Annotated in this window: 24 protein-coding genes and 1 pseudogene; 4 read left to right on the forward strand and 21 right to left on the reverse strand. The window is 72.2% G+C overall.

Annotated features, from left to right (window positions below; translation table 11 throughout):
• Nucleotides 1-8: 8 nt before the first annotated feature.
• The 7 genes from AB0C04_RS29440 to AB0C04_RS29470 form a co-directional block, all read right to left on the reverse strand.
• The gene (locus AB0C04_RS29440) at nt 9-860 is read right to left on the reverse strand and encodes a GNAT family N-acetyltransferase (RefSeq protein WP_357060900.1); all 852 of its coding nucleotides are present in this window, start codon (nt 858-860) and stop codon (nt 9-11) included.
• A gap of 84 nt (nt 861-944) precedes the next feature.
• Entirely contained in the window at nt 945-1067 is a 123-nt protein-coding gene (locus AB0C04_RS29445; RefSeq protein WP_357060903.1) for a hypothetical protein, read from the reverse strand.
• Nucleotides 1068-1182: 115 nt separating this feature from the next.
• Nucleotides 1183-2136, reverse strand: coding sequence for a carbohydrate ABC transporter permease (locus AB0C04_RS29450; protein WP_357060906.1), 954 nt, complete (start codon nt 2134-2136; stop codon nt 1183-1185).
• 12 nt (nt 2137-2148) lie between these two features.
• Nucleotides 2149-3090 (reverse strand): sugar ABC transporter permease, encoded by a 942-nt coding sequence (locus AB0C04_RS29455; RefSeq protein WP_357060909.1) that lies wholly within the window; start codon nt 3088-3090, stop codon nt 2149-2151.
• Nucleotides 3091-3119: 29 nt separating this feature from the next.
• Nucleotides 3120-4532 (reverse strand): N-acetylglucosamine/diacetylchitobiose ABC transporter substrate-binding protein, encoded by a 1413-nt coding sequence (ngcE, locus tag AB0C04_RS29460; RefSeq protein ID WP_357060912.1) that lies wholly within the window; start codon nt 4530-4532, stop codon nt 3120-3122.
• A gap of 25 nt (nt 4533-4557) precedes the next feature.
• Nucleotides 4558-5307, reverse strand: coding sequence for an SIS domain-containing protein (locus AB0C04_RS29465; protein ID WP_357060915.1), 750 nt, complete (start codon nt 5305-5307; stop codon nt 4558-4560).
• Nucleotides 5304-6266: a MurR/RpiR family transcriptional regulator gene (locus AB0C04_RS29470; RefSeq protein WP_357060917.1), complete on the reverse strand. Its 963-nt coding sequence runs from the start codon at nt 6264-6266 to the stop codon at nt 5304-5306. Before AB0C04_RS29470 ends, AB0C04_RS29465 begins: the two co-directional genes overlap by 4 nt.
• 201 nt (nt 6267-6467) lie before the next feature.
• On the opposite strand from AB0C04_RS29470, the gene AB0C04_RS29475 reads away from it, so the two are divergent.
• The gene (locus tag AB0C04_RS29475; RefSeq protein WP_357060920.1) at nt 6468-7457 is read left to right on the forward strand and encodes a BadF/BadG/BcrA/BcrD ATPase family protein; all 990 of its coding nucleotides are present in this window, start codon (nt 6468-6470) and stop codon (nt 7455-7457) included.
• Between the two features lie 154 nt (nt 7458-7611).
• Here the strand turns inward: AB0C04_RS29475 and AB0C04_RS29480 are convergent, their stop codons facing one another.
• From AB0C04_RS29480 to ngcE (AB0C04_RS29505), 6 genes are all read right to left on the reverse strand, one after another.
• Complete coding sequence (locus AB0C04_RS29480) at nt 7612-8043, reverse strand: SRPBCC domain-containing protein (protein WP_357060923.1); 432 nt, start codon at nt 8041-8043, stop codon at nt 7612-7614.
• A complete protein-coding gene (locus AB0C04_RS29485) occupies nt 8036-8386 on the reverse strand; it encodes a metalloregulator ArsR/SmtB family transcription factor (protein ID WP_357060926.1) in 351 nt (116 codons plus the stop codon). Before AB0C04_RS29485 ends, AB0C04_RS29480 begins: the two co-directional genes overlap by 8 nt.
• Nucleotides 8379-8753, reverse strand: coding sequence for a VOC family protein (locus AB0C04_RS29490; RefSeq protein ID WP_350872866.1), 375 nt, complete (start codon nt 8751-8753; stop codon nt 8379-8381). Before AB0C04_RS29490 ends, AB0C04_RS29485 begins: the two co-directional genes overlap by 8 nt.
• A gap of 52 nt (nt 8754-8805) precedes the next feature.
• The gene (locus tag AB0C04_RS29495; protein WP_357060929.1) at nt 8806-9717 is read right to left on the reverse strand and encodes a carbohydrate ABC transporter permease; all 912 of its coding nucleotides are present in this window, start codon (nt 9715-9717) and stop codon (nt 8806-8808) included.
• Nucleotides 9714-10622, reverse strand: a complete 909-nt coding sequence (locus AB0C04_RS29500; protein WP_350872863.1) for a sugar ABC transporter permease — start codon at nt 10620-10622, stop codon at nt 9714-9716. The genes AB0C04_RS29495 and AB0C04_RS29500 overlap by 4 nt, the downstream gene beginning before the upstream one ends.
• Before the next feature lie 68 nt (nt 10623-10690).
• On the reverse strand, nt 10691-12106 hold the full coding sequence (ngcE, locus tag AB0C04_RS29505; RefSeq protein WP_357060933.1) for an N-acetylglucosamine/diacetylchitobiose ABC transporter substrate-binding protein: 1416 nt from the start codon (nt 12104-12106) through the stop codon (nt 10691-10693).
• Nucleotides 12107-12312: 206 nt separating this feature from the next.
• Between ngcE (AB0C04_RS29505) and AB0C04_RS29510 the strand changes: the two genes are divergently transcribed.
• Nucleotides 12313-13761: an acyltransferase gene (locus tag AB0C04_RS29510; RefSeq protein WP_357060935.1), complete on the forward strand. Its 1449-nt coding sequence runs from the start codon at nt 12313-12315 to the stop codon at nt 13759-13761.
• Here AB0C04_RS29510 and AB0C04_RS29515 read toward each other — a convergent pair.
• The 5 genes from AB0C04_RS29515 to AB0C04_RS29535 form a co-directional block, all read right to left on the reverse strand.
• Nucleotides 13703-13942 (reverse strand): hypothetical protein, encoded by a 240-nt coding sequence (locus AB0C04_RS29515; protein WP_357060937.1) that lies wholly within the window; start codon nt 13940-13942, stop codon nt 13703-13705. The two genes, AB0C04_RS29510 and AB0C04_RS29515, sit on opposite strands and share 59 nt — an antisense overlap.
• 205 nt (nt 13943-14147) lie before the next feature.
• Nucleotides 14148-15638 carry a CoA-acylating methylmalonate-semialdehyde dehydrogenase gene (locus AB0C04_RS29520; protein WP_357060940.1) on the reverse strand — a complete coding sequence of 497 codons (1491 nt, stop codon included), beginning with the start codon at nt 15636-15638 and terminating at the stop codon, nt 14148-14150.
• 71 nt (nt 15639-15709) lie between these two features.
• On the reverse strand, nt 15710-17011 hold the full coding sequence (locus tag AB0C04_RS29525; RefSeq protein WP_357060943.1) for an aspartate aminotransferase family protein: 1302 nt from the start codon (nt 17009-17011) through the stop codon (nt 15710-15712).
• Between the two features lie 140 nt (nt 17012-17151).
• Nucleotides 17152-18018 carry a hypothetical protein gene (locus AB0C04_RS29530; RefSeq protein ID WP_357060946.1) on the reverse strand — a complete coding sequence of 289 codons (867 nt, stop codon included), beginning with the start codon at nt 18016-18018 and terminating at the stop codon, nt 17152-17154.
• A gap of 26 nt (nt 18019-18044) precedes the next feature.
• A complete protein-coding gene (locus AB0C04_RS29535) occupies nt 18045-18914 on the reverse strand; it encodes a hypothetical protein (RefSeq protein WP_357060949.1) in 870 nt (289 codons plus the stop codon).
• A gap of 142 nt (nt 18915-19056) precedes the next feature.
• Between AB0C04_RS29535 and AB0C04_RS29540 the strand changes: the two genes are divergently transcribed.
• Nucleotides 19057-20094, forward strand: coding sequence for a hypothetical protein (locus AB0C04_RS29540; RefSeq protein WP_357060951.1), 1038 nt, complete (start codon nt 19057-19059; stop codon nt 20092-20094).
• A gap of 47 nt (nt 20095-20141) precedes the next feature.
• Here the strand turns inward: AB0C04_RS29540 and murD are convergent, their stop codons facing one another.
• Complete coding sequence (gene murD, locus AB0C04_RS29545) at nt 20142-21485, reverse strand: UDP-N-acetylmuramoyl-L-alanine--D-glutamate ligase (protein WP_357060953.1); 1344 nt, start codon at nt 21483-21485, stop codon at nt 20142-20144.
• A 100-nt stretch (nt 21486-21585) separates the two neighbouring features.
• Between murD and AB0C04_RS29550 the strand changes: the two genes are divergently transcribed.
• Nucleotides 21586-22938 (forward strand): hypothetical protein, encoded by a 1353-nt coding sequence (locus tag AB0C04_RS29550; RefSeq protein ID WP_357060956.1) that lies wholly within the window; start codon nt 21586-21588, stop codon nt 22936-22938.
• A gap of 125 nt (nt 22939-23063) precedes the next feature.
• Here the strand turns inward: AB0C04_RS29550 and AB0C04_RS29555 are convergent, their stop codons facing one another.
• Together AB0C04_RS29555 and AB0C04_RS29560 are read right to left on the reverse strand one after the other, a co-directional pair.
• Complete coding sequence (locus AB0C04_RS29555) at nt 23064-23333, reverse strand: helix-turn-helix domain-containing protein (RefSeq protein ID WP_357061071.1); 270 nt, start codon at nt 23331-23333, stop codon at nt 23064-23066.
• A gap of 393 nt (nt 23334-23726) precedes the next feature.
• Nucleotides 23727-25121 (reverse strand): annotated as a pseudogene (locus AB0C04_RS29560) (PucR family transcriptional regulator ligand-binding domain-containing protein); the annotation flags it as partial.
• Nucleotides 25122-25139: the final 18 nt, after the last annotated feature.

The following is a 25139-nucleotide window of genomic DNA, read 5'->3' on the forward strand; positions in this document are numbered from 1 at the left end:
GCGGCGGGTCAGCCGGCCGGCGTGGGGTCGGTGTCGGCCCGCCACCGCCAGTTCTGCCGGACGTACTGCACGCGCAGACCAGCGCGCTCCAGGTTGACCAGGGACTGGTTCGTCGCGCCCTGCGCCGGGCGGACCGTCTCCGCGACCAGCCACCGGCAGCCGGCGGCCCGCGCCGCCTCGGCACGGGCCGCGATCAGCGCCGACTGTGCCCCGAGCTTGCGATGGCTGGGCAGGGTCGCACCGGCGTTGAGCGCACCGACCGGGCCACGCACGAAGAGGTTCGCGCCGGCGACCAGGTCGGGGCCGTCCCACACGCCGTACGGGTAAAACTGGGGATGCGCGACGCTCGCCGCCAGCATCTCGGCGAGCCCGTCGGTCGGCATGCCGAAGCCGCCCAGGACAACCTGCGCCCACTCGGCGGCGTCGTGCTCCCCCACCGGGCCGACCCGCAGCCGGCCGCCCACGCCCGGCCGGACCTGCTCGATCGGGGCCGCCAGCTTCACCCAGGACGTCGTCGGTTCGATGCCGTACGCGGCGCGGATCTCGTCCCACTCCGGGGGCAGCGCCGACGGCGCGATCTGGATCACCGCCTCCGGGGTGCCCTCGGCCCGGTAGAACGCGACGATCCGGTCCACCAGCTCGCGGGTGACCGGCTCGGTGAAGCCGAACCCGAGCGCCTTGCTCCAGTAGGAGACCGGGTCGTTGCGCATCGAGAGGACGACCCCGCCGCCGATCCGGTCGGCGGCCATGCCGAGCCGCTCCCGGGCCATCGGCGGCGCGCCCGTCTCGTACGCGTACATGAAATCGGCCTCGGCCGCCTCGGCCAGCGCGGGAGTCAGCTCCTCGCTCATGGTGTTCACGCAACCAGGATGCCGGGGTGCCCGGAGAGTTCGCCGGCGCCGCTGCGGCCTGGGTCACACCTCGGACGGCCGCCGCCGTGCGGCTCAGAGCGGATGGAGCAGCGCGTCCAGCGCGTTGGCGAGGACCCGCCGCAGCAGTTGCTCGTCGAGCGGCTCCTGCAACGCCAGCATGTGCACCACGATGATCGTGTTTCCCGCCGCGATCATGGCGTACGCGTTGCTGCCGGTGACCTCCGCGTGGCGTCAACGCAGCCCGCCTCGCCGGAAAAGCCGCGCGCCGCCCTCCGTCGACCTGAGGGCGGCGCGCGGTCGGGGCCTGGGTCTACTTGCCCACGCCGGCGGTCAGGCCGGACTGGACCTGGCGTTGGAAGACGATGTAGACGATGAGCACCGGCAGCATGGCCATGGTGACGCCGGCGAAGAGGCCGGACCAGTCGGACTTGTAGCCCTGGTTGACCGAGAGCTCGATCAGACCCTGGGCGATGACCTGGTTCTTCGGCTCCCCTGCCACCGACTGCATGAGCAGGGTCGGCAGGTACCACTGGTTCCACTGGCCCAGCACGTTGAAGATGCCGATGCTGATCAGACCGGGCTTGGCCATCGGCAGCATCACGCTGAAGAAGAGCCGGCTGTGCGACGCTCCGTCGACCATCGCCGCCTCGGCGATGGTCGTGGGCAGCGTCCGGAAGAACGAGTGCATGAAGAACACCGTGAACGACAGCGACCAGGCCACGTAGACCATGATCAGCATGACGTGCTTGTTCGGGCCGAGCAGCGGCAGGGCCACGCCCGTGTTGTAGACGCCCTTGAACAGCGGCACCGCGGCAAGGTAGATCGGCAGGGTGAGACCGGAGAGGAACATGTAGTAGATCAGCCGGTTGCCACGGAACTCGTAGCGGGCCAGCGCGTACGCCGCCATCGAACCGAGCAGCATGGTGAGGGTGACGCTGCCGACCAGCACCAGCAGGGTGTTGAGGAAGAAGGACCCGAGGTGCCCCGCGCCCCAGGCCCGGGCGAAGTTGTCCCAGTTCAGCTTCGCGGGGATAAGGGAGAGCGGCTCCCGGATGACCTCCGAGTCGCTCTTCAGCGCCGACATCACCACCCACAGCAGCGGGTAGATCACCATCACGGCCCAGACCACCAGGAACACGTGGGAGAAGCCGTTGAAGATCTTGCCACCGATCGCGGTGCGGACGCCGCCGCGCGGTGCGGGGGTGGATTGGGTCTCCGGGCCCTGATCGGGCCGGGTCAGACCACCGTGGGTCGCAGTGCTCATCGTCCAGCCTCCTCAGTACTCGATACGGTCGCGACGGGTGATCCTCAACTGCGCCGCGGCGAGCAGGATCGTGAAGATCGCCAGGGCGACGCCCATCGCGCAGGCGTAGCCGAACTGGCCCTTCTGGAACGCGGTGAAGTTGAGCACCGACGCGAAGATCTCACTGGCGTGGTTGGGCCCGCCCTGGCTGGGCGTCATCACGAAGACCAGGGCGTACATGTCCAGTGCGATGAAGCCGAGGTAGACCCAGGCCACCGAGACGGTGTCCCGCAGCAGCGGCAGCGTGATCCGGAAGAAGGTGTGGAAGCGGCTGGCCCCGTCGAGCAGCGCCGCCTCGTAGATGTCCTTCGGGATGGACTGCATCGCCGCGGAGAAGAGCACCATGTAGAAGCCGGCGCCGCTCCAGACCGCGATCAGCAGCAGCCACCACAGCACCGCCGGCACGCCGAGGAAGGGCTCCGGGTCGGCGGTGAAGGCGATCGGGTTGTCCGCGTCGACGAGCCCGGCCTTGATCAGCAAGCCGTTGATCAGGCCCTGACCGTCGCTGCGGTAGATCTGCTGCCACATCACGGCGATGACCACCAGCGACAGCACCTGCGGGAAGAAGAAGATGACCTTGTAGATCCCGGAGCCGAACACACCCCGGATGCCGGCCCTGTCCTCGCGTCCGCCCACATTGAGCAGGAACGCGAGGAACAGGGCCAGCGCGATGGTGAACAGCGGCACGGTGATCAGGAAGAAGACGTTGTGCCAGAAGGCCTTCCTGATCAACTCATCCGACAGCAGCCGGACGTAGTTGTCGAGACCGACGAAGTTCTGGGAGTCCGAGTACCCACCCCAGTCGGTCAGCGAGTATCCCGCCGCCTGCGCGAAGGGCCACACCACGTAGAAGAGGTACAGCGCAACCGGCAAGGCCAGGAAACCCGTGACGAAACGCGCAACACCGTGCCGCATGGTCACTCTCTCTAACTGATCGGGGTTGGTCAGGCCGCGCGGGTCTGCTTCTTGATCGAGGAGTCCTTCGCGACCTTGTTCGCGGCCGCCTGCATCTTGTCGACGAACTGCTGCGCGGTGAGCCGGCCGGCCATCAGCTCCTCGGCGAGGTTCTGGCTCTCCTTGTCCAGGTCGGCGTAGTAGTCCGGGAACTTGAAGGAGATCAGGTCCGTGCTGCCGCTCTTCATCAGCGTGTTGGCCGACGCCAGGGCGGTGTCCTGCACGTTGTCGCCGGAGCCCTTGGTGGAGGCGAGCGACTTGGTCAGCTCGGCGAACTTGGCCGAGCCGGCCTTGGACAGGATCGCCCGCAGGAACTCCTTCGCGGCCTCCTTGTTCGGCGCCTTGCTCGGCACCACGAAGCCCTCGCCGGAGGAGGCGAAGACGTCCTTGGCCGCCTTGTCGCCGGGCTTGCTCCAGTAGTCCGACAGGGTCATCTCGAAGCCCGGCGGGATGGTCGCGGTCATCTCGTTCTTCAGCCAGGTGCCGACCTGGATGAAGGCGGCCTTGCCGTCGAGCCAGGCCTGCTGCGACTGGGTGTGGTCGAGCTTGCCCGGCAGCAGCAGCTTGTCCTTGACCAGCTTCTCCCACGGCTCGAGCGCGGCGACGATGCCGTCGGCCTTCCAGGCGTTGTCCTTCAGGTTGTCGATGTCGATGACGGGCTGCTTGCCGACCGCCTTCCAGATGCTCGCGAAGAGCGCCCAGCGGGGGTAGTAGCCGTGGGCCGCGTCGTGCACGTACGGGGCCATGCCCTTGGCCTTGATCTTCGGCGCCAGGGCGAAGAACTCGTCCCAGTTCGTCGGCGCCTGCCAACCCTCCTTCTTGAACAGCGCCGCGTTGTACCAGTTGCCCCAGACGGTGTAGGCGACGTTCACCACGTAGAACTTGCCGTTCTGAGTGCCGTCGGTGACGGTCCCGGGCAGCAGGGAGTCGGCGACGGTCCCCTCGCTGTCCCAGGCCGGTGCGGTGAGCAGGTCGTCGAGCGGCTCGATCGCGCCCTCGTTGATCAGGGTGCTGCGGTCCATGATGTCCGCACCCGAGTTCATCACCAGGTCGCTCGGCTGGGTGGCCATCTTCGGCTGTTCTTCGGTCTTGATCTTCTGGGTGGAGCTCATGTTGACCGTGATGTTCGGGTGCTTGGCGTTGAAGATGACCTTGTCTTCCTTGGCCCACTGGTCACCCAGCCCGCCGTTGAAGACGACCACCTTGACGGCGCTGCCGTCCTTGACGCCGAACGGGTTGTCCTGGCTCTTCGCGCCGCCGGTGTTGTCGGACTTGCTCGGCTCGCTGCCGGCGCAGGCGCTGAGCAGGCCGACCGCCGGGGTGGCCAGCAGACCGGCCGCCGCGGCACGCCGCAGCAGGGTCCGCCGGCTCAGGTCACCGAAGTTCTCGGGGGTAACCGACATCTCTGACTCTCCTTGTGGTGTCGGGTCAGGCGGTCCGCCGGAGGCGCCCGGCGTACCGCGACTCGAGGGCGAGGTTGTGCTCGTCCCCACCGGGGACGTTGGCGGAGAGGTAGATAGGGGGCACCTCTCCGGCCTGGTGGAACCGTCGTACGACCTCCGCGGTCAGCAGCTGCGCCAGCAGCGCGGTGGTGACCGAGGAGACCGCACAGACCGCGCCGCCGCCCTCGAGCGGCAGCAGTGCGTCGCCGTACGGCGCGCCGTTGTCCAGCACGACGTCGGCGAGGTCGGCGAGCCGCCGCCCGGACGGGTGCCGAGGGGCGACCCGCGCGGAGTGCTCGACCGAGGTGACCGCGATCAACGGGTGACCGCGCCCGGTGACCAGCGCCGCGAGCTCGACCACCGAGCCGTTGATGCCGGACTGGGACGCCACCACGAACACGTCCCGCGGCTGGGGGGCCGCGAGCTCGTAGATCTGGTGGGCGATGGTGGGGTCGCGCTCCAGCTTCGGGTCGGCGAGCACGTCGCGCGGGGCGTCGCCGTGCAGCACCAGGTCGCGGACCGAGAGCCGGTTGGTCGCGACCAATCCGCCGGCCCGGGCGACCAGCTCGGCGGCGAACGCCTCGGAGTGCCCGGCGCCGAATGCCTGGAGCACGCCGCCGGCGCGCAGGCTGCTGGCGATCAGGTCGGCGGCGCGGGTGATCCCGTCCGCCTGGGTGTCGAGCAGCCGGTCGAGCACCGGGCGGACCGCGTCCGCGTACCGCTGAGCGCTGATCATGCGACGGCTCCCTTGGCGGCCTTGTGTCCGTCGACGGCCTGGGCGGTACGCCGGAAGGCCGCGTGGGCGCGGTCGTGGGTACGTTGCGCGACGGCGATGTAGAGCAGGTCGAGCACGACCAGCTGCGGATGGCGGGCGCTGAGCGCGTCCGGGCGGAAGGTGGTCGCCTGGCTGGCGGTGAGCAGCACGATGTCGGCCAGCTCGGCCAGCGGCGAGCGGGGGAAGCCGGTCAACGCCAGGGTGGTGGCGCCTCGGCTGCCCGCCTCGGCCAGCATCTCGATCGTCTCCCGGGTCTGCCCGGTGTGCGAGATGCCGAGGGCCACGTCGCCGGGGCGCAGCAGCGCGGCGCTGGCCAGCCCCTCGTGCACGTCGTTCCAGGCCCACGCGGCGACACCGATGCGGTGCAGGCTGAACTGCATCTCCTCGCCGACCAGGGCGCTGCCGCTGGCGCCGAAGATGTTCACCCGGTCCGCCCCGGCGATGGCGACCGCGGCCCGCTCCACCTCGGCCAGGTCGAGCAACGCGGCGGTGTCGTGCATGGCCCGGGTGTCCGCGGCCATGATCTGGTTCAGCACCCGGGCGAGCGGGTCGCCGGGCTGGATCTCCCGGCCGATGTCCACGGTCCAGCCGGCGGAGCGGGCCCGACCGGTCTCCGCGGCGATGCCGAGCCGCAGGTCGGCGTAGCCCTCGAAGCCCATCGCACGGCAGAATCGGGTGATGGTCGCCGGCGAGGTGCCGCTCCGCTCGGCCAGTTCCACGATGGTGGAGCGGGCGGCGGCCTCGGGGTCGCTCAGCACGTGCTCGGCGACCCGGCGCAGCGCCCCGGTCAGCTCGTCCAGGCCGCTACGCACCCGGGCCAGCACGCCGTCGGAGGGAGCCCCGAGCACGCCCCGTCGGTCGAACGCGTCGGCGTCGACCACCGCGGTCCCCGCGGAGGTGTCCACCTCGTGATCAACCATGGGTCGCCTTTCCGAAAAGCTTGTTAACTGTTAGTGGTAAAAGTTCTTACTGACGGGCCCTCTGTGTCAAGACTGTGGGCGAAGTTTTCAAACTGTTACCTGGCGCACAGGTCCGCCGCGCCGTACCGGCCTTGCCCGGCGGCCCCGGGCCGACCAGCATGAACGCACCGTCGCAGGCGCGATTCAGGGAGGTCCATGCGGATGTCCGGCACCGTCGTGGTGGGACTCGACGTCGGAGGTACGTCCACCCGGGCGGCCGCCCTCACCCTGGACGGGGAGCGGCTCGGCACCGGCCGGGCCGGCGGCGGCAACCCCACCAGCCACGGCGCCGAACGGGCCGCCGAGGAGTTGCTGGCGGCGCTGCACGGCGCGCTCGCCACCGTCGACCCCGGTCGGGTCCGGGCCGGCACGATCGGGCTGGCCGGGGCGGGCCGGCTGCTCGCCGACCCGGCCGGGCGGGCCGCCTTCGACCGGGCCTGGCACGACGCCGGCCTGCGCTGCCCGTACGCGGTGCACGGCGACGCGCTCGTCGCGTACGCCTCCGGCACGGCCGCGCCGGCGGGCACCGTGCTCATCGCCGGCACCGGCGCGATCGCCGCCGGCGTACGCGACCTGCGGCTCGACCGGGTCGCCGACGGCCACGGCTGGCTGCTCGGCGACGCGGGCTCGGGGTTCTGGCTGGGCCGTGAGGCGGTCCGCCGGCTCCTCGCCGACCTGGACAGCGGCCGCGCACCGGGAATCCTCGGCCGGCAGGTGCTCACCGAGCTGATGGGCACCGCCGAGGTGGCCGCCCGCCCTCGGGACACCGTCGACGCGCTGATCCAGGCGGTGACCCGACGCCCGCCGGTGGACCTGGCCCGGCTCGCCCCGCAGGTGGTCGCCGCCGCGGTGACCGGCGAACCGGTGGCCGCCGGGCTGATCACCGAGGCCGCCGGTCACCTCGCGGAGAGCGTGAGCCGGATCCGGCCGGCCGGGGCCACCACCCCGATCGTGCTCGGCGGCGGGCTGCTCACCGGCGACACCCCGCTCGCCGCCGCCGTGCGGGCGGAGGCCAGCCACCGCTGGCCGGACGCGCCGCTGTGCTCCGCCGGCGACGGCGCGGCCGCGGCGGCCTGGCTCGCCGCCCTCGACCTCCCCGAGGTCGACGACCCGGCCGCCCTGCACACCCTCCTCGTCCCCACCCCCACCTGACCCGCCCACCCCGCCCGCGCCCGATGCGCGGGCCCGCGCCCGCGCTGTTGATCAAGAGGTTTGCGTCAACATCCGCCCGGATCCTGACGCGAACCTCTTGATCAACTCGCACCGGCGGGCGGAGGCGGGTGGGAGGGGCCAGGGGGTGGCGGGGTCAGGGGGTGGTGGTGAGGAGGTGGTCCAGGCGGGTGAGGACGTGGCCGCGCCAGCCGCCGCCGAGCAGGTCGCGGGTACGGCGCTGCACCGGGTCGTCGGGGTCGAAGCCGGCGTGCCGCAGGAAGAGCCGGGTGCCCCGCCCCTCGGCGACGAGCGTCCAGCGCACCACCGTGTCCAGCCGTCCGCCGCGCCAGGCCCAGCTCAGCCGGTGCGGCGGGTCGAGGTCGAGCACCTCGCAGTGCACAGTGCCGTCGAAGTCCTGCCCGGGCCGGGGGTCGGTGTGGAAGGTGAACCGATGCCCGAGCACCGGGACGAAGTCGTTGGGCATGAGCCAGCGGGCCAACAGATCAGAATCGGTCAGCGCCCGCCAGACCTTCGCCGGTGGATGCGGCAGGTACTGATCCACCTCGACGGCGCTCGGGTCACTCATCGGGCAGCTCCGCCAGCACGTCGCGCAGCTCGGCCAGGCGGCCGCGCCAGAACCGCTCGTACGGGCCGAGCCAATCGGCGACCTCCCGTAACGGCTCCGGTCGCAGCGAGTAGAGGCGCTGCCGCCCGACCGGGTGCTCGACCACCAGACCGGCGTCCTTGAGCACCCGCAGGTGTTCCGAGAGGCTCGGACGGCGCATGGCGAAGTGGTCGGCCAGCCGCTGCACCGGCTGCTCGCCCTGATCCAGCAGGAGCCGGAGCAGCTCGCGGCGGGTCGGGTTGGCCAGTGCCGCGAAGATGTCGCCGGCACCGGGCCGCGGTTCGACGGGCGCCGGGTCAGACACGGGTGGACTGGAGCACGATGCCGTTGCCGTCCGGGTCGTCGAAGGTGACGTACCGCCCCCAGGGGGCGTCCTGGATCCCCCCGTCGGCGAGCACGACGCCGCGCTCCCGCAGCAGCGCGACGTCGCCGTCGAGGTCGTCGGTCTCGAACACGAGGCCCTTGAGCGAACCGGGCGGCATGCTGGGGAACCAGGTGACCAGGGTCAGGGCGGTGGCGGCGCCCTTGGGCGCGACCTGGACCCACCGGCCGCCGGGGCCCATCGGGTTGTCGAAGACCAGGTCGAAGCCGAGCACGTCGAGGTAGAAGTCGCGGGCCCGGTCCTGGTCGCTGACGGGTACGGAGACGAGCTGCACGTGGGTCACGGTCATGCCGCCACAATAGGTAGGAGATTTCCTACCGGTCAAGCCACCGTCCCGGGCCTCACTTGAGTTGACCGGCCGTCAGGCCCGCCTGGACCTGACGCTGGAAGACGACGTAGACGGCCAGCACCGGCAGCGTGGCGATGGTCAGGCCGGCGAAGAGGCCGCTGTAGTCGCCCTGGTAACCCTGACTGACCGCGAGGGCGGTGAGCCCCTGCGCCAGCACCCACTTGGAGTCGTCACCCTGCATCAGCACCTGCGGCAGGATGAACTGGTTCCAGTGACTGAGGAAGTTGAAGATCGCAACGCTGATCAGTCCCGGACGCGCCATCGGCAACATCACCCGGAAGAAGAGCCGGAAGTGCCCGCAGCCGTCGACCAGCGCCGCCTCCGCGACCGAGTTCGGCAGGGTGCGGAAGAAGGCCGTCATGAAGAAGACCGTGAACGGCAGCGAGTAAGCGGCGTACACCAGCACCAGCCCGGTCCAGGTGCCGAAGAGACCCGCGTTGCGCACCACGAAGAAGAGCGGCACCAGCGCGAGGAAGACCGGGAACATCATGCCGCCGACGAACAGGTAGTAGAGGACCTGCCGCCCCCAGAAGGTGTAGCGGGCGAAGACGTACGCCGCCGCGGAGCCCAACAGCATCGTGAGGGTGAGCGAGCCGCTCACCACGATCGCGCTGTTCAGGAAGTACCGGCCGATGTGCGCCTCGGTCCAGGCGCGCCCCCAGTTCTCGAACCGCAGCGCCCCGGGCAACCCCCACGGGTCGGACAGGATCTCCCCGTCGCTCTTGAAGGAGCTGAGGAACATCCAGAGCAGCGGCAGCACGGTCAGCGCGCCCCAGAGCAGCAGGAACCCGTGCGAGAAGACGTTTGCGACGCCGGACTCCCGGCGCAGCTTCCGCTGCGCCGGTGCCGGACCGGCGCCCTCGGCCGTGCCGTCCGGCGTCGCGGATCTGTCCAGGATGGTCACGAGTACTCGATCCGGTCACGTCGGGCGGTGCGCAGTGCCAGCACCGCCACCGACAGGGTCAGGAAGAACAGCACCACGCCGATCGCCGAGGCGTAGCCGAACTTGCTCTCGCTGCCGAACGCGGTCTCGTACATCCGCAGACCGATGACGTCGGAGGAGAAGTTGGGCCCGCCGTTGGTCATCTGCTGGATCAGGATGAACCCGTCCAGCGCCGCGATCGCCAGGTAGATCCAGGCGACCTGCACGGTGTCCCAGAGCAACGGGATGGTGATCCGGCGTACGGTGACCCACCGCGACGCCCCGTCGAGCATGACCGCCTCGTAGATGTCGCGCGGGATGGCCGACATGGCCGCGCCGAAGAGCACCACGTAGAAGCCCACGTTGCTCCAGACCATCACCGCCAGCACGCACCAGAAGGCCGTCCGGGGGTCGCCGAGCCAGGTCGGCGCGGGCAGGCCGACGGCACGCAGGGCGCCGTTGAGCAGGCCGCTGTTGGGGTGGTAGATCTCCTTCCAGAGCAGGGCGATGATCACCACCGAGAGCACCTGCGGAAAGAAGTAGACCATCCGGTAGACCGAGGTGCCGCGTACGCCGGTCACCCCGGCCCGGCCCTTGCGTCCGCCCATGTTGAGCATGGTCGAGAAGAACAGGCCCAACCCGATGGTCAGCACCGGCACCACGGCGAGCAGCCAGGCGTTGTTCTTGAGCGCGTTCCACACCCGCCCGTCGTCCAGCATCGCCCGGAAGTTGGCCAACCCCACCGGGTCGGCCTCCGCCGAGTAGCCGAGCCAGCCGGTGGTCGAGATCTGGAAAGCCTGCAGGTACGGCGAGAGCACGAAGACGCCGTAGAGCAGCAGCGGCGGCACCAGGAACGTGATGATCAGCGGATACTTGCCATGTCTCACGAGAAGGACCTACTCCCCCAGCGGTGGGCCGGTGGGGACGGGCCGCGCCCGCCCCCACCGGCCGGACGTCACGCGGCCCGCTTGTACTTCTTGATCGAGCTGTCCTGGGCGATCGAGTCGGCGCCCTGCTGGCACCGGTCGAGGAACTCCGCGGGGCCGATCCGGCCGCTGAAGAACTCACCACAGGCCGCGTCCACGAGCTCGCGCTCCAGCTTGCGGTAGTAGTTGTTGTAGACCCAGTTGAAGCCGTTGCTGCCGGACGCGTCCAGCCCCTTCACCACCGTGCTGAGGCCGAACGGCAGCTCGACGCCGTCGGTCGACCCGGCCACCACGGTCAGGCTGGACACCTTCTTCGTGAAGTCCTGGGCGCCCTTCTTCGACAGCATGACGCGGAAGTACTCCAGGCCACCGGCGAGGTTCTTCGCCTTGGCCGGCACCATGAACGGCTCACCGGCGGTGCCGCGGATCGCCTCGAACGGCAGCTTGTCGCCGGCGCCGAGGCTGGGCGTCGGCTGGATCGTCATGTTGAAGCCCTCGGGGGTGACCTTCTGTTGCTCGCTCTCCAGCCAGGAACCGCAGGAGATGAAGGCGGCCTTGCCCTGGCACCACGCGGTCTGGGACTGCACGTGGTCGAGGCCCGGCGAACCGTCGAGGATGTACTTGTCCTTGACGATCTGGTGCCAGGCGTCGGCCGCGGCCTTCATCGCGTCGGACTTCCACGCGTTCGGCTCGAGGTTGTCGATCGCGGTGGCGACGGACGGCCCGCCGAACTTGATGGCCGTCGCGATCAGCGGCCAGCTCATGTAGCGGGGGTGCTTGCCGGCGTACGTCCACGGCGCGATCCCGGCCGCCTTGATCTGCTTGCAGAGCGCGATGTGCTCGTCCCAGGTCTTGGCGTACTGCCAGCCCCGGTCGGCGAAGAGCTTCGTGGAGTGCCAGATGCCGTAGGCGGTGTAGGTGTAGTTCAACACCAGGAACTTGCCGTCGTAGGAGCCGACCTCGACCGCGCCGGGCAGCAGCGTGTCCTTGACCGTCTTGCCGGGGATGTCGAGGCTCGGGGCGGCGAGCAGCTCGCTCAGGTCGGCGATCGCGTTCTGGGAGACCAGGCCGTTGAAGTCGATCTGACCGGCGCCGGAGTTGTTCACCACGTCCGGCGGCGAACCGTCGACGAAACGGGGCTGGAGCGTCTTGTTGATCTCCTGCGTCGCGCTGTGCTTGATCGTGGCCTTCGGGTACTTCTCGGTGTACATGGCCTCGTGGGCCTTGGCGTAGTCCTCGCCGAACCCGCCGTTGAAGATCACCACCTCGAGCGGGGCGTCCTCCTTGACCCCGAGCGGGTTCCGCTCGCTCTTGGTGCCCTTGTAGCTGCCGGTGTCGCCGTCGTCGTCGCCGCCACCGGTCGCGCAGCCGGCCAGCAGGCCGGCGGCGGGGGTGGCCAGCAGGCCGGCGGCGGCGCTGCGCCGCAGGATGTCACGCCTGTTCATCACTTCTCCTCGGTTCGGGTACGGGCGGCCGGCCGAGAGTTGGGGGATGGCGACCGCGGCGTCGAGGCACGGGGGGCAAGTGTCGCTTGTCTTCACTTAATACAATGTTTCTGAAGAATTTCTACGGCAGTCCGGCGCGGACTTCAAGGCCCGGCGTCCGAACCGTTATCCACGTGGTCGCACCAGCGCTGGCATACCCTCGGGCCATGCGCCGTCTGGCCCAGCTCGCCGCGGCGACGCCGACCGGCCGGGAGCGTTACGTCGACCTGCTCCGCGCGCTCGCCATCGTCGTGGTCGTGCTCGGCCACTGGGCCGTCGCCGCCGTCAGCGAGGACGCCGCCGGCCGGCCCAGCGCCCGCTCCGCACTGCCCGACCTGCCCTGGGCGTACCCGCTGACCTGGGCGGCCCAGGTGATGCCGGTCTTCTTCGTGGTCGGCGGGTACGCGAACGCCGCCTCGCTGACCGCCCACCGGGTCCGGGGTGGGGACGCCACCGGCTGGCTGCTCGGCCGCAGCGCCCGGCTGCTGCGGCCCACCACGGCGCTGCTGCTGGTGCTGGTCGGCGCGGCGCTGGTCGCCCGGCTCGCCGGCGTGGCCGACCCGCTGATCCGGACCGTCGCCTGGTTCGCCACCATCCCGCTCTGGTTCCTCGCCGCCTACCTGCTGGTGGTGCCGTTGACCCCGGTGATGTGGGCGCTGCACCGGCGGTTCGGGCTCGTCGTACCGCTGGTGCTGGCCGGGTTGGTCGCCGCCGGCGACCTGGGACGGGCGCTGGGCCCGGCCGAGCTGGCAATCCCCAACTACCTCTTCGGTTGGTTGGCCGTCCACCAGCTCGGCCTCGCCTGGTTCGACACGCGCTCGGAAGACCGGGAGGCGGCCACCGGGAAGCAGTCCGTCCGGCGGGGCCGCCGACTGCCGGTGTCCCGCCGGGCCGGCTGGACGACCCTGCTCGCGGGACTGGCCGCGACGCTGCTGCTCACCGCCGGCCCCTACCCGGTCAGCATGCTCAACATCCCCGGGGAGCGGCTGGACAACGCGGCGCCGCCGAGCCTGGCGCTGCTGACGCTCACCACCGCCCAACTCGGGCTGATCCTGCTGCTGCGCGACCGCGCCGAACGCTGGCTGCGCCGTCCCCGACCGTGGCAACTGGTGATCGCGGTCAACGCGGTCGTGCTGACCGTCTTCCTCTGGCACCTGACCGCCGCGATCCTGCTGGTCGGCGCCCTGGACGCGGTGCACCTGCTGCCCACCGCGCCGGTCGGCTCGGCCGCCTGGCTGGCCTGGCGGCTGCCCTGGGTGCTGATGCTGGCCGTCGTGCTGACCGGCCTGGTCGCCGTGTTCGGGCGGATCGAGGCACGCGGCGGCCGCCAGCGCGGGCGGACCGCGGAGCACCGGTCGGACCGCGGCCGATTCCGGCCGACCGTCCGCAGCCTGCTCACCGCCGCCGGCTTCGTCGCCGTGGTGTACGGCCTGGTGGTCAACAGCGCGGCGCCGAAGGAGGCCCCCGAACCGCTTGGCGTGCCGGTCCCGGCCCTGGTGGCGTACCTGGCCGGCGCCGCCGTGCTGCGACTGCTCAGGCGTGGGTGGGGAAGCCCGGTTACTCGGGCCGCCGCGTCCGGGCGCGGACGCGACGCCGGCGCAGCGCCACGGCGATGAGGATCCCGGAGAGCACGCCCGGGCCGCAGTGCACCAGCAGCACACCGAGCAGGCTGGGCCCGCCCCAGTCGTTCCGGTAGGTGGCCGGGTCCGTCATGTCGATCACGAACGGCTCGACGATGGCGCGGGCCATCAGGTACAGGCCGACGACCAGGCCGACGACCGATGCAGTCCTACGCACGTTGGGCTCCGTTCGACGCGCCGAGGGTGGAGGGCCCCTGTCGGCGTCCATGCTGGTGCGGCCGTCGGCCCACCACATCGGACCGTGGGGTGGTTCGGCACGTCATACCTCGGTGCCAGGGCGCGGGCGCCGGGCCGGAGCGCGGACGGCGCAGCGCGTCGGCCCGGCCCTGGGGGACGGGGCCGGGCGACGCGCTGCGGGTCGCTCAGCTCTGGGTGGGGAAGCCCAGATTGACCCCGCCGTGGCGGGGGTCCAGCCAGCGGCTGGTGATCACCTTGCCGCGGGTGAAGAAGCGCACCCCGTCCTCGCCGTGCGCGTGCAGGTCGCCGAAGAGCGACGACTTCCAACCGCCGAACGAGTGGTACGCCATCGGCACCGGGATCGGCACGTTGATCCCGACCATGCCCACCTCCACCTCGTGCTGGTAGCGCCGGGCGGCGCCGCCGTCGTTGGTGAAGATGGCGGTGCCGTTGCCGTACGGGCTGGCGTTGACCAGCTCCAACGCCTCGTCGTACGAGCCGACCCGGAGCACGCTGAGCACCGGGCCGAAGATCTCGTCGGTGTAGATCGACATGTCCGGGGTGACGTGGTCGAAGAGGGTCGGACCGAGCCAGAACCCGCCCGACTCCCCGTCCGGCTCGACGTCGCGCCCGTCCACCACCGGCACCGCGCCGGCCGCCTCCCCCGATTCGACGTAGGAACGCACCCGGGCCGCGTGCTCGGCGGTGACCAGCGGGCCCATGTCGCAGCCGCGCCTGCCGTCCCCGGTGCGCAGCCCCGCCATCCGTTCGGCGATCTTCGCCACGAGCGCGTCGGCCACCGGCTCGACCGCGACCAGCGCGGAGATCGCCATGCACCGCTCCCCCGCCGAGCCGAACCCGGCGTTCACCGCCGCGTCGGCGGCCAGGTCGAGGTCGGCGTCCGGGAGCACCACCATGTGGTTCTTCGCCCCGCCGAGCGCCTGCACCCGCTTGCCGGTGGAGGTGCCGCGCTGGTAGACGTACCGGGCGACCGGGGTGGAGCCGACGAACGACACCGCCCGCACCTCCGGGTGCTCCAGCAGCGCGTCCACCGCCGCCTTGTCGCCGTTGACCACGTTCAGCACGCCGTCCGGCAGGCCGGCCTCGGCGAACCACTCGGCCAGCAGCAGCGCGGCGCTCGGGTCCTTCTCGCTCGGCTTGAGCACCACCGCGTTGCCGCAGGCCACCGCGACCGGCACGAACCAGAGCGGCACCATCACCGGGAAGTTGAACGGCGAGATCACCGCGACCACGCCGAGCGGCTGGCGCAGGGTGTACGAGTCCACCTCGGTGGAGACGTTCTCGCTGAACGCGCCGCGCAGCGCGGACGGGATGCCGCAGGCGTACTCGATCACCTCGAGCCCGCGCTGCACCTCGCCGGCGGCGTCGGCGAGCACCTTGCCGTGCTCGGCGGTGATCGCCTCGGCCAGCCGGTCCCGCCGCGCGTGCACCAGCTCCCGGAACGCGAAGAGCACCGCGCTGCGCCGCGCCAGCGAGGCGTCGCGCCAGACCCGGGCGGCTCGGGCCGCGGCCTCCACCGCCACCGCGACGTCCGCGGCCGAGGCCAACGCCACCTCGGCGCTACGCCGACCGGTGGCCGGGTCGAAGACGTCCGCGCGCCGCTCGGACGTGCCGGCGAACCGCTTGCCCTCGACGAAGTGACCGATAATGCTCATGCCTCCGCTGCGCTCCGTGCCACCATGAGGCACCTCCACACTGCGTCGATGATTCGCTCGCTGACGCTCGCTCATGCCGGCACCTCCGCCGCCGCGCGGATCGCGTCGACCAGGATGGTCAGGCCCTCCCGGGCCTCCGCCTCGGTGAGGGTGAGCGGCGGTCCCATCCGCAGCACGTTGCCGTAGAGGCCGCCCTTGCCGACCAGCAGCCCGCCGGCCTTGCACGCCTCGAACGCCCGCACCGTCCGGGCCCGGTCCGGTTCCCGCGTGCCCGGGTGGACGAACTCGACCGCGAGCATCAGCCCCTTGCCGCGCACCTCGGCGACGCAGTCCAGATCGGCGACCGCGGCGCGCAGGCCGTCGGCGAGGATCGCGCCGGTGCGGGCCGCGTTGGCCTGCAGGTCATGGTCGAGCAGGTAGTCCAGCACCGCGTTGCCGGCGGCGGTGGAGACCGGGTTGCCGCCGAAGGTGGAGAAGCTGATCGCGGGCACCGATTCGAGCACCTCGGCCCGGCCGACGACGCCCGCGAGGGCGAAGCCGTTGCCGATGCCCTTGGCGAACGTGAGCAGGTCCGGCGTGACGCCGTGCGCCTGGTAGCCCCAGAAGTGCTCGCCGGTACGCCCCCAACCGGTCTGCACCTCGTCGGCGATGAAGAGGATGCCGGTCTCGTCGAGCACCTTCTTCCAGGCGGCGAAGAGCCCGTCCGGCGGGTGCACGAAACCGCCGACACCCTGGATCGGCTCGGCGATCAGGGCGGCCACGTCCCCGGCGGTCTGGGTGGCGAGCACCTCGCGCAGGTCCTCGACCGCGGCGTCGACCTGCTCGTCGGCGCTGAGCCGGGAGAGCAGGCCGCGCAGCCGCTCGGCGGAGTGCAGCCAGGCCACCTGCAGCGGGTTCAGCGGGCTGGCCGACCAGCCTCGGTTGCCGGTCACGCCCATCGCCGCGTACGACCGGCCGTGATAGCTGTTGCGCACGGCCAGGATCTGGTGCGAGCGGCGGTGGTTGGTGGCGACCAGCAGCGCCGCCTCGTTCGCCTCGGTGCCGGAGTTGGTGAAGAAGACCCGGGCGTCCGGGATACCGGAGAGCTGGGCGATCTTCTCGGCCAGCTCGACCTGCTGGCGGATCAGATAGAGGGTGGAGCTGTGCACCACCCCGGAACGCAGCTGGCGCTCGACGGCCTCGCGGATCTCGGGGATGTCGTAGCCGATCATGGTGGTCAGCACGCCACCGAAGAAGTCCAGGTACGTCCGGCCCTGGGCGTCGGTGACCCGGCGTCCAGAGCCGGAGACCAGCTCGATCGGCTCGTCGTAGTAGAGCGGCATCCAGGACGGGAGCACGGCCCGGTGCCGGGCCAGCAGGTCGTCGGTGGTCATCGAAGCACCCTTCGCATCGCGGTTACCGCACGCTTTCACCGCTGCACCGCAGAGACAACTGTCAGCGTGTAGCGCGAGCATCCGCCCGGCCTGACATAACGTCAACGGGTCTGGCCGCGTTTTTCGTCGCCTGCTTGCGTTCAGAGCGCGCTTCCGGTGGCAAGATCCGCCTTCGACCGTCGTTTTCCGCGCCACTGCGCCGGTAGATGCAGGCCGGCCGCCACCAGCGCGAAGCCGGCCCAACCGGCGGCCAGCCCCACCGCCGGTGACAGGCCCTGACCGACGTGGACACCGCTGAGGAAGCCGACCAGGGCCAGGCTGTTGCGCGCGAAGTGCCGGCAGAACTGCGGCAGCTCCCGGCGGACCTCGACGGCCACCAGCACTCCGGCGTACGGGAAGGTCACCACCAGCCCGCGCAGCAGCTGGCCGAGCAGCCCGGTCAGCGCGGCGCCGCCGAGGATCAGCGGCAGCTTCGCCAGTGCGGGCAGGTTGCGCTCCGGTCCACCGTCCACCAGAGACGATGCTTTCCAGGCCGGTGCGGGCGGCGAGGGCTCGGCCGCAGCGGCGGCGCGCGCCGACGGAGCGGGTGCGGGGTCCGCCCCGGCGCGACCGGGATCGCTCCGGGGCAGGGTGCGGCCGCCCGGGCGGCGGTGCAGCACCAGCATGGCGAGCAGCCAGAGCGCCACCGTGCCGGCCAGCGCCGGCGCGAACGGCACGGCGAGCGGGCGCAGCGCGACCGCCAGCGCCAGGTAGCCGGCGACGCCGGCCACGTCGGCCAGGATGATCGGCCAGCGCATCCGGTGATGCGTGAGCGCGACCAGGCCGAAGAAGAGGTTGAGCCCGACAACCCCGAGCAGCTGCGCCCCGTCCACCCGGTACCCGGTGGCCAGCAGCGCGGCCGACATCGGCAACGGCAGGCTGGCGACGAACGCGCGCAGCCGCACCGAGCGGATCAGGCTGACCGCCCACACCACCGCCGTCACCAGCAGAACGCCCTGCACGGTCATCGGTCGCTCCCCGGGCCGATACCCGGTCAGGCCGGGAAGGTGGCGAGGGCGGCGCAGGCCTGGAACGTCTCGCCGGACCGGACGAGGTCGGTCGGGTTGACCGAGAAGCGGTTCTCGGTGATCTCCCCGTGCGCGCTCATCCCCGCCGTCCAGCAGGCCGAACCGTCCCAGCGGATCAGGTTGACGTGCAGCTCCGGGCCGGCCGCGCCGGAGGGCAGCAGCCCGACCCGTACGCCCGCCCGACGCTGGACCTCCACCAGCTCGGCCAGCTCGTCGGACAGCTCGACATAGGTGAAGATCCGGGTGATCCGCACCCCCCGGTCCAGCGCCGCCAGGTTCGCCGTCCAGTACTGCCGGCCGACGTCGCCGCGCCACCAGCTCAGCTCGCCGCTGGCGCGGGGCATCACGTTGGTCAGCGCGTCCAAGTGCCGTACGCAGTCCCGGGTCGCACCGATCAGGTCCTGGCAGTCCGGACCCGGCCGGATGATCCGGCCGTGCCGCAACTGCTCGACGTCGGCGTGGAAGCGCTCGAAGCGGCGTCGCGCCTCGTCGGCCACCCGGGTGCCCGGATGCCGGTCGACCGCTTCGCGGGCGCCGGCGACCACCTCCGGGACGGCCTGCACCAGCCACGACGGGCCCTCCAGCAGCGTCCGGAGGTGGAACCGACGCTCGGCGCGGGCGAGCGAATCCACCAGCAGCGAGATGGTGATACCCATCAGACCCGCGAGCAGGGACTCCACCCCGGTGGCGGCGTTGGTCAGGTCCAGCACCACGGAGAGCGAGATCGACAGCCCGATGCCGATCAGCGCGACCGGGTCGGTGTGCGCGACCAGCCGGGCGAACGCGAGCGGGGAGCCAGGCCGGCCGGCGCGCGGTCGGCGGAGCAGTTCGGCCATCGACGACCTCCCGGGTGCCGGCTGCCGTCAGGGTACGGTCCACCCGCCACGGCTCGGCTCCTCCGCAGGCTGTCGCCGCGCCGCGTGGCGGCTCCCCCACGATCGGCCGGTCCCTGATCCGCCGGCCGGTACCATCCGGACCGTGCCCGAGCGTCCCGTCCCACCGCCGCCCGGTGCCGCCCTCCCCCCGCCGGCCGCGGTCGCCTCCGTTCCGGTGCCGCTGCCCGGTGGCGCGTTGCCGGTTAACGGCACGGCGATCCTCGACGGCATCGCCGGCTGGATCGACGCCGCGCCGCTGCGCGGGTTGGTGACCCGCTTCGGCGGCGACTGGCCGGCCGGCGACCTGGCCGCCGTGCTGGCCGGGCTGGACGACTTCTCCGCGCGGCACTGGGACTTCCGGGGCGGCCGGGAACGGCCCGAGGCGTGCGAGCCGGCCCTCGACCCGGCCACCGCCGGGCAGGTCCACGCCGCCGCGAGCGCGCTCGGCCTGGTCCGGCCGGAGCCGCCGGCCCGGTCCGGGTACGCCCACCTGCTGGTGCTCGGCGGGCTGGCGCACGCCTGCGTGCGCCGGGTGGCGTACGCGGCGGACCTGCTGCGCCGGGGCGTCCGGGTGGCCGGCGAGGTGGCGGTGCTGGGCAGCTTCCGGCCACTCTCCGAGATGGAGCTACGCGCCCTGGCCGGTGCCGGGGTGACCGGCTGCGCGACCGAGGTGGACGCACTCGACGCCGGGGTCCGGCTCGTGTTCGGGGTGGACGCGCCGGACGACCACGACGGCCTGGACGCCGGCCACCCGCACCACTCCTGGTCGTCGCGAACCTACCGCCCGGCCGGCCTTCCGCCGGTGCGGGTGCTCGCCGCCCCGTCCGGCGAGCCTGAGCGGCGTCGCGCGCACACCGCGGACACCCAGCACTTCTGGGCCGGGCACGCCCGGCTCTCGGCCGGCGACGAGGTGCTGCTGGTCACCGCCCCGATCTACGTGCCGTTCCAGCACTGCGACGCGCTACGCACCCTGGCCGTGCCGTACGGCTGCGGAATCGACACCGTCGGCGTCGACCCGGCCCTGCCGGACCTGGCCCGGCTGCCCGAGCCGACCCTGACCCCGGGGCGCTACCTCCAGGAGATCCGCTCCGCCATCCGCTCCATGCGCGCGCTGCACACCACCCTCGCCTACGGGATGTGACACCCGAGGCGACACCCTCCCGGTGACCACGCTGCCGTTCGACCGCGTCAGGCGGTGTCGCGTACCGCCTCGGCGAAGACCTCGGAGCGGTGCTCGAAGTTGCGGAACCGGCCGTAGCTCGGCGCCGCGGGAGAGAGCAGCACCACCCCGCCGGCCGGGGTCAGCTCGCGGCCCAGCCGGACCGCGTCGACGAGGTCCTCGACCACCTCGGTACGCACCTTGGGCAGTCCGGCGAGCGCCTCGACGATGCGCGGGCCACTGTCCGGGATGCCGATCACGTTGATCTCGCGTTCGGCCAGGTGCTCACGGAGCGGGCTGTAGTCCAGCCCCCGGTCGCTGCCGCCGACGATCACGGTGAGCGGCCGCCCGTCGTACGCGTCGATGGCGTGCATGGCGGCGTACGGACTGGTGGCGAGGGTGTCGTCGACGAAGGTCAACCCGGACGGATCGACGATCTCGGTGAGCCGGTGGGCCAGCCCCTGGAACCCGGCGACCGCGACCGCGAGGGTGTCCTTGCGGGCCACCACGTCGACGCCGAGCGCGTCGAGCACGGCGAGCGCGACGCAGAGGTTGCCCTCGTTGTGCCGGCCGACCAGCGGCAACACCGTGCGCGGGAAGAGCGGCTGGTCGCCGAGGTGGAACCAGGGCGCGCCGTCCGGGCCGGCGGCCACGTTGGTGGTGTCCGGTGAGCCGGCGCGCACCGCTGGTCGGTCGCCCAGCTCGGCGGCGAGACGCGGGTCGGCGCCGTTGACGACCACGGTCTGCGGCTGGTGCGCCAGCAGGTTGAGCTTGTCCCGGTAGTACTCCCGCTCCCCGCCGTGCGCGTCCAGGTGCTCCGGGAAGAGCGCAGTGACCACCGCGACCCGGGGCGAGTCGGTCAGGTCGCTGCACTGGTAGCTGGAGAGTTCCAGCACGTACAGCTCAGCCTCGGGCAGGTCCAGCGTGGGCACCCCGATGTTGCCGCCGAAGACGTTGGGCCGGTCGACCGCCGCGAGCAGGTGGCTGATCAGGCTGGAGGTTGTGCTCTTGCCCTTGCTACCGGTCACCCCGACGGTGCGGGCCGCGTGGTCGGCCATCCAGAGCGCGGTGCCCTGGGTGATGGGCACCCCGAGCCGGCGCAGCTCGACCAGCCACGGGTGGGTCTGCGGCACGCCCGGCGAACGGACCACCACGTCGGCGGCGGCCAGCCGCTCGAACCCGGCCTCGCCGGTGACCAGCGGCGCCGCCTCGGCCAGCGGGCCGTCCCACGGCAGCGACAGGAAGTTGGCGCTGTCGTCGACTGCGACCAGGTCGGCCGGGCCGTGCGCGGCGATCGCGATCACCGCCGCCCGGCCCTCCCGGCCGGTCCCCCAGACGGCGACGGTACGTCCGCGCAGGTCAGACAGGCGCACTGGTGATCTCCTCCGGGCGGGACGGTCATCGACGGGCCGTTGCGCGGCCGGGTCCGGCACAGCCGGGCACGGCCGGACGAACCAGGGCCTAGTATGGCGTGTGCGCAACGAGCAGCTGCGGCGGATGGACGCCTTCACCTTTCCGTCCTACTCGATCGACCTCTCCACTGGTGAGGCCCTGTTCGACTACGCCCTGACCGGCCCCGCCGGAGAGCAGCGGTTCACCGAGGTGATCACCTTCCCGCTGCCGGAGGCGCCGCCGTCGGACGAGACGGTGGCCACCCTGGGCCGGGTTCTCGAAATCCTGCACGTGGTCGCCGGGGTCAGCTACTACAAGGCCGCCGCACCGGGCCGGCTGGTGCTGCCGGCGCCGCTCGGCCCGGCCGCCACCGAGCTGGTCACCGGCATCTACACCAAGGGCCTCGCCGAGTACGCCTACCGCAACCAGCTGCCGCACGTGTTGCAGCTGACGCCGGAGGTGCCGGCCGGCCGGGTGAAACCAGCCCGGGAGTACGACAACTCCGACCGGCGTCCGCTCTCGGCCGTCGGAGGCGGCAAGGACTCCATCGTCAGCCTGGAGGCGCTGCGCCGGTCCGGGTTCGACCCGGTGCCGTTCTCGGTCAACCCCAACCACGTGATCGTCTCGGTGAACGAGGCGTCCGGGCTCACCCCGCTGGCCGCCCGGCGGCGGATCGATCCGGTGCTCTTCGAGCTGAACGCCGCGGGCGCGCGCAACGGGCACATTCCGGTCACCGCGATCAACTCGCTGATCGCCGTCGCCACCTCGGTGCTGCACGGGCTCGGCCCGGTGGTGATGTCCAACGAGCGGTCCGCGTCCGACCCGAACCTGATCTGGGACGGTCACGAGATCAACCACCAGTGGTCCAAGGGAGTGGAGGCGGAGGGGCTGCTGCGAGCCGCGCTGGCCGAGCACGCCGGGCTCACCGAGCCGTACTTCTCGCTGCTGCGCTCGCTGTCGGAGCTGCACATCGCCCGGCTCTTCGCCGAGATCGACCGCTACGACGACGTGGTGACCAGCTGCAACGCCGCCTTCAAGCTGCGCGACGCGAGCGAGCGCTGGTGCCGGAACTGCCCGAAGTGCCGGTTCGTCTTCCTGGCCATGGCGCCGTTCATGTCCCGGGAGCGGATCACCCACATCTTCGGTGGCGACCTGCTCGCCGATCCTGACCAGATCCCCGGCTATCGGGAGCTGCTCGGCGTGGACGGGCACAAGCCGTTCGAGTGCGTCGGCGAGGTGGAGGAGTCGGTGGTGGCGTTGGGCCTGCTCGCCGAACAGGAGCAGTGGCGCGACGCCCCGGTGGTCCTCGCGCTCGTCGACGCGGTCCCGGAGACGGCATGGTCGACGGTGGCCACCTCCGACGTCTTCACCCCCGGCGGCGGCCCCAACCACATCCCCCTCACCTACGCCAAGGCCCTGACCGCCCTAACCTGACCCACCCCCCGAACGTTGACGTTGATCAAGAGATTCGCGTCAGAATCCGGCCCTAACCTGACGTGAACCTCTTGATCACCGGGGGCGGTCCGGAGGGCCGTCGGGGGCCGGGGGCGGCGAGGGGGTCAGGGGGTGCGGATGGCGTCCAGGGCCAGTAGGGCCACGTGCAGGGAGAGGCAGGCGTCGACCGAGTCCAGGTCGACGTCCAGCACCCGACCGATGCGGGCCAGCCGCTCGTAGAAGGCCGGCCGGGACAGGTGTGCCGCGGCGGCCGCCGCCGACTTGTTCCGGCCCTGTTCGAGGTACGCCCGCAGGGTGCCGAGCAGCTGCTCCCGGGGGTGCTGCGCGTCGTACGCCAGCAACGCGCCGAGTTCCCGCTCGACGAACGTCTGCATCCGGGGCTCGTCGCGCAGCAGGTGCAGCAGGCCGGCCAGCCCGACGTGCGGCAGCCGGAAGATGGGCAGGTCGCGCCGGTCCCGCCGGGCCGCGTCGGCGATCTGCCGCGCCTCGATCAGTGAGCGGCGTGCCTCGCGCAGGCTGCCGACACCCGAGCCCGCCGCGATGATCAGAGCCGCCGGCCGACCGGCTCCGCTCACCCGTCCGTCCGGCCGGCCCTGCCGGGGTACCGGATCCGGTCGCACCGCCGCATCCGCGCGCGGCGTCGCGAGCTCCGGCCTGGCGGCCCCGTCGTGCCGGCCCACCCCGTCGTGCCGGCCCACCCCGTCGAGGCGGGTCACGCCGTCGCGCCGCGGTGCGCCGTCGGGACGGCCCGTCGGGGCGTCCAGGCGGGCCCGGCGCAGTGCGGTGGCGAACGCGTTAAGCGCCCGCTCCTCGGCGGCCGCGTCGGGGAGCGCGAGCAGCGCGCCGACGGCATGGTCGTCCACCGCGCTGGTCAGCGCGGTCAGCTTCGCCTCGCGTAGCGCCTGCCCGACCGCCTCGGCGAGATCCCGCAGCCTCGCCGGGCCGGTCGCCGGGCCGGGCTCACCGAGGTCACCGGCCGGCCCGCTCTCCCCCGCCGGGTCGTCGGCGCGCAGCCGCACCATCACCCCGACCAGGTGTCGGCGTTCCAGGACCACGCCGAGCGCCTTGGCGCGCAGCGCCACCTCGTCCACCGGCCGGGCGTGGTCCAGCAGCGCGGTGAGCAGGGTCCGGTGGATCTGCCGCTCCAGCCCCTCGGCGTCGCGCCGGATCAGCCGGCCCAGCGCCAGGGTGGAGGCCGCCCGCTCGATCAGGATGGTCAGCCGGGTCGGTGGGACGGCGTCGGCCGTCGGGGCCGGCTGCCCGTCCACCGCCGGCTCGGCCTGCTCGGCGGACGCGGCGGCGGTGCTACCTCCGGGCGCGGTGCCATCGGTGGACGTGCCGTCGGGGCGGGCGGCGGGCGCGACGGTCGGCGCGGCGGCGGGGCGGGTGGCGGTTGCGACGGTCGGCGCGGTGGCGGGGCGGGTGGTGGCCAGGTCGCCCCCGGCCGGCCAGCGCAGCAGCAGCCGTCCCCAGTCCTGCCCGCGCGCGCCGACGGCGGTGACCAGCCACCCGCTGTCCGGGTCGTACGCGGTCCGCCCGGCGGGCTGGATCCGCCGGGAGTGCTGCTCCCAGCCGTCCAGCAGCAGCTCGGCGCTCTCCCCCGCCGGGTCGTAGGCGAGCACCTGCCGGGAGAGGTTCTCCAGCACCACCGGGCAGCCGGAGAGCTCGGCGGCCTGCCGGAGCACCTCGCCCGGACCGGCGCCCTCGACCGACAGCTCGGTGAACCGCTGGTGGATCTCCTCGGTGGCCCGCAGCTCGGTGAGCTGGGCGTCCACGATCAGCGCGTGCACCGCCTCGGTGATCCGCACGAACGGGGTGGCCCGCCGCAGCTCGACCAGGGGCAGCCCGCGTCGCTCGGCGGCGGCGGCCATCACCCGGGGCACCCCGCTGACGTACCGGCGGCCCAGCTCCACGACCAGGCCGGAGACACCGACGTCGGCCAGGTCGCCGATGAAGGCGCGCAGCCCCGCGTCGTCGCCGGGCAGCCCGATGCCGGTGGTGAGCACCAGCTCGCCGCCGCCGAGCAGGGGGGCGATGTCCGGCACCTCGGTCACGTGCACCCAGCGCACCGGCCGGTCCAGCCCGGCGTCCCCGGCGACCAGGCGCGGGGCGCCGTGGCGGACCGGGTCCAGGGCGAGGACCTCACGGACGGTAGGGAACACGGGCGACACGCTACCCTG

It is taken from the genome of Micromonospora sp. NPDC048909, from assembly GCF_040649635.1.
GTDB lineage: Bacteria > Actinomycetota > Actinomycetes > Mycobacteriales > Micromonosporaceae > Micromonospora.

What these genes read in the sequence shown, in the direction of transcription:
- AB0C04_RS29445 (WP_357060903.1), bottom strand. Translation starts at nt 1,067, where the DNA reads ATGATCGCGGCGGGAAACACGATCATCGTGGTGCACATGCTGGCGTTG.
- AB0C04_RS29450 (WP_357060906.1), bottom strand. Translation starts at nt 2,136, where the DNA reads ATGAGCACTGCGACCCACGGTGGTCTGACCCGGCCCGATCAGGGCCCG.
- AB0C04_RS29455 (WP_357060909.1), bottom strand. Translation starts at nt 3,090, where the DNA reads ATGCGGCACGGTGTTGCGCGTTTCGTCACGGGTTTCCTGGCCTTGCCG.
- ngcE (WP_357060912.1), bottom strand. Translation starts at nt 4,532, where the DNA reads ATGTCGGTTACCCCCGAGAACTTCGGTGACCTGAGCCGGCGGACCCTG.
- AB0C04_RS29465 (WP_357060915.1), bottom strand. Translation starts at nt 5,307, where the DNA reads ATGATCAGCGCTCAGCGGTACGCGGACGCGGTCCGCCCGGTGCTCGAC.
- AB0C04_RS29470 (WP_357060917.1), bottom strand. Translation starts at nt 6,266, where the DNA reads ATGGTTGATCACGAGGTGGACACCTCCGCGGGGACCGCGGTGGTCGAC.
- AB0C04_RS29475 (WP_357060920.1), top strand. Translation starts at nt 6,468, where the DNA reads ATGTCCGGCACCGTCGTGGTGGGACTCGACGTCGGAGGTACGTCCACC.
- AB0C04_RS29480 (WP_357060923.1), bottom strand. Translation starts at nt 8,043, where the DNA reads ATGAGTGACCCGAGCGCCGTCGAGGTGGATCAGTACCTGCCGCATCCA.
- AB0C04_RS29490 (WP_350872866.1), bottom strand. Translation starts at nt 8,753, where the DNA reads ATGACCGTGACCCACGTGCAGCTCGTCTCCGTACCCGTCAGCGACCAG.
- ngcE (WP_357060933.1), bottom strand. Translation starts at nt 12,106, where the DNA reads ATGAACAGGCGTGACATCCTGCGGCGCAGCGCCGCCGCCGGCCTGCTG.
- AB0C04_RS29510 (WP_357060935.1), top strand. Translation starts at nt 12,313, where the DNA reads ATGCGCCGTCTGGCCCAGCTCGCCGCGGCGACGCCGACCGGCCGGGAG.
- AB0C04_RS29520 (WP_357060940.1), bottom strand. Translation starts at nt 15,638, where the DNA reads ATGAGCATTATCGGTCACTTCGTCGAGGGCAAGCGGTTCGCCGGCACG.
- AB0C04_RS29525 (WP_357060943.1), bottom strand. Translation starts at nt 17,011, where the DNA reads ATGACCACCGACGACCTGCTGGCCCGGCACCGGGCCGTGCTCCCGTCC.
- AB0C04_RS29530 (WP_357060946.1), bottom strand. Translation starts at nt 18,018, where the DNA reads ATGACCGTGCAGGGCGTTCTGCTGGTGACGGCGGTGGTGTGGGCGGTC.
- AB0C04_RS29535 (WP_357060949.1), bottom strand. Translation starts at nt 18,914, where the DNA reads ATGGCCGAACTGCTCCGCCGACCGCGCGCCGGCCGGCCTGGCTCCCCG.
- AB0C04_RS29555 (WP_357061071.1), bottom strand. Translation starts at nt 23,333, where the DNA reads ATGCAGACGTTCGTCGAGCGGGAACTCGGCGCGTTGCTGGCGTACGAC.